Raw genomic sequence first — 2,304 nt, 5'->3', positions numbered from 1 at the left:
GATGCGATTGCTTGTGACACTTGCCGCCGGCGCGATCGCCATCGGCGTGGCCGTTCCGGCGCTGGCCGATCCGCCACCCGACCCGACGCCTCCCGACCCGGCGGCCGACTCGCACTTCCTCGACTCACTCAACAAAGCGGGCATGAAGTACAGCAACGGCTCCAGCGCAATCGCGGCCGGTAGATACGCCTGCGACATGATGAACAACGGGGCGGCTGAGACTGATGTCGTGCAGAAGTTGAGCATGCTTAACCCGGGATTGAACTCCGCCGGCGCGATGAAATTCGCGGCGCTGGCGTCGAGCGCCTACTGCCCGGACTTCCTGAACAGATCAAGCACCCAGAACAACTCGCCCTACCCAGGCTTCAAGGGGATGCTGGGCGGCCAGTGAGCTTCGTGCTCACAACCAGCGTGGCTCCCCCGGGTGGACTCGAACCACCAACCCTTCGGTTAACAGCCGAATGCTCTGCCAATTGAGCTACAGGGGACTACCTGGTGTCCGCGGCGCATCGGCGCGGATCGCTGGAGACTCTAGCGTACTGGCTTGCGCGCGCCCAACCTGACCGATCGCCCGCCGAGAGGCACCGAACCGTTGCCATGGGGCAGGATGGACGTAGAAACGCAAACCTCGGAAGGGACCGTTTTGATCCGTTACGTCGTCGTGCTGGGACTGGGCTACGTGTTGGGCACAAAGGCCGGTCGGCGCCGTTACGACCAGATCGTCGGCACCTACCGCGCCCTGACCAGCAGTCCCGCCGCCAAGTCGGTGATCGAAGCGGGACGGCGCAAGGTCGCCAATCGTGTGTCGCCGGACGCGCGGATGGTGACGCTGACCGAGATCGACGATGCGACCATCGTGGTCGAGCGCGAGGCGCCCAATCGTTAGGCCGTGAGATCGTCGCCGCTGGCCTGCTCCAGCAGACTGCGGCGGTAGGCCTCCATCGCGACCAGATCGCCGAACAGCGCGTGATACTCGTCGCCCTGCTCCACCGGCGACATCCGCTGCAACTTGGACTTGACGTCCGCGATCTGCCTGCCGACCCACACCTCTTGTAGACGGGCCAGCACGCCGGCGATGTAGCGCGGCAGTTTCTCGTCATCGTCGACCCGGATCGCCTCGACACTCAGCTCGCTGATAAGTCCGGCGGCCGCGGGCGATGGCGCCTTCTGCCGCACCGCCTCAAGCCATTCCGCCCCGCTGATCCCGGCCGTGGTGCCACCGGCCGCTTCGATGGCTGTCCATACCGCGGCATAGCCGGGGTGGGTGAAGCTTTCGATGGTGAGTGCATCGAACACCGGCCCGGCCAGCGCCGCGTACTGCAGCGCCGACTTGAGCGCCTCACGCTGCGGCCACAGCGTCGGGTCTTTGGGATCGGGACGGGGCACGGCCGGAACGGGCGGCGGGTTCGACGAAAGCTGCCCGCCCCCACGGAGCCTGCCGGAAGCGCGGCCTTGCGCGGTTGGGTTTTTCGCCTGTTCGCGGGCTCGGCCGATGACCTGTGCGACGTCGGCCCAGCCGACCCAGCCCGCGAGTTGCCGCGCGTACTCGTCACGCAGGGTCGGGTCCTTGATCTGGGCGACGATCGGCACACATCGCTGCAGCGCGGACACCCGGCCCTCCGCGCTGTCCAAATCGATGTCGTTGAGCGTCGTGCGAATGGCGAACTCGAACAACGGAGTTCGTCGCGCCACCAGATCGCGCAGCGCGCCGTCACCGGACGCCAACCTCAGATCGCACGGGTCCATGCCGTCGGCCGCGACCGCGACGAAGGACTGGCCGGCCAGTTGCTGCTCACCGGAGAACGCCTTGAGCGCCGCTGCCTTGCCCGCCTCGTCGCCGTCGAACACATAGATGAGCTCACCGCGAAAGAAGTTGTCGTCCATCATGAGTCGGCGCAGCATGGCCAGATGTTCGTCGCCGAACGCGGTGCCGCAGGATGCCACCGCGGTCTTCACCCCGGCCAGGTGCATCGCCATCACATCGGTGTAGCCCTCGACGACGACCGCCTGATGCCCCTTGGCGATCTCACGCTTGGCCAGGTCGATGCCGAACAGCACCGACGACTTCTTGTACAACAAGGTCTCGGGCGTGTTGACGTACTTGGCTTCCATCGGATCGTCGTCGAACAGCCGTCGCGCGCCGAACCCGATCACCTCGCCGGCCGACGACCGGATCGGCCACAGCAGCCGACGGTGGAATCGGTCCATCGGGCCACGCCGACCCTCCCGCGACAAGCCCGCAGCCTCGAGTTCTTTGAACTCAAAACCCTTGCGCAGCAGGTGCTTGGTCAACGAATCCCAGCC

General features: G+C 66.1%; 3 protein-coding genes and 1 tRNA gene. 2 read left to right on the top strand and 2 right to left on the bottom strand.

Features of this window, described 5'->3' with window-relative positions:
- Positions 1-391 (top strand): DUF732 domain-containing protein (locus VN856_RS12660; protein ID WP_325689484.1); only part of this gene is annotated, 391 nt, incomplete at its 5' end.
- A 21-nt stretch (positions 392-412) separates the two neighbouring features.
- Here VN856_RS12660 and VN856_RS12655 read toward each other — a convergent pair.
- A tRNA-Asn gene (locus tag VN856_RS12655) sits at positions 413-488 on the bottom strand.
- A gap of 155 nt (positions 489-643) precedes the next feature.
- On the opposite strand from VN856_RS12655, the gene VN856_RS12650 reads away from it, so the two are divergent.
- Positions 644-886 (top strand): hypothetical protein, encoded by a 243-nt coding sequence (locus tag VN856_RS12650; RefSeq protein WP_325689486.1) that lies wholly within the window; start codon positions 644-646, stop codon positions 884-886.
- On the opposite strand, the gene VN856_RS12645 is transcribed toward VN856_RS12650, so the two are convergent.
- Positions 883-2,304 (bottom strand): DNA primase (locus tag VN856_RS12645; RefSeq protein WP_325689482.1); only part of this gene is annotated, 1,422 nt, incomplete at its 5' end. The genes VN856_RS12650 and VN856_RS12645 overlap by 4 nt on opposite strands.

The sequence above is a fragment of the Mycobacterium sp. genome (assembly GCF_035603715.1).
In the GTDB taxonomy this organism is placed as follows: Bacteria; Actinomycetota; Actinomycetes; order Mycobacteriales; family Mycobacteriaceae; genus Mycobacterium.
The sequence above is the reverse complement of the archived record's forward strand: the minus strand, read 5'-3'. Positions and strand labels throughout refer to the sequence as shown.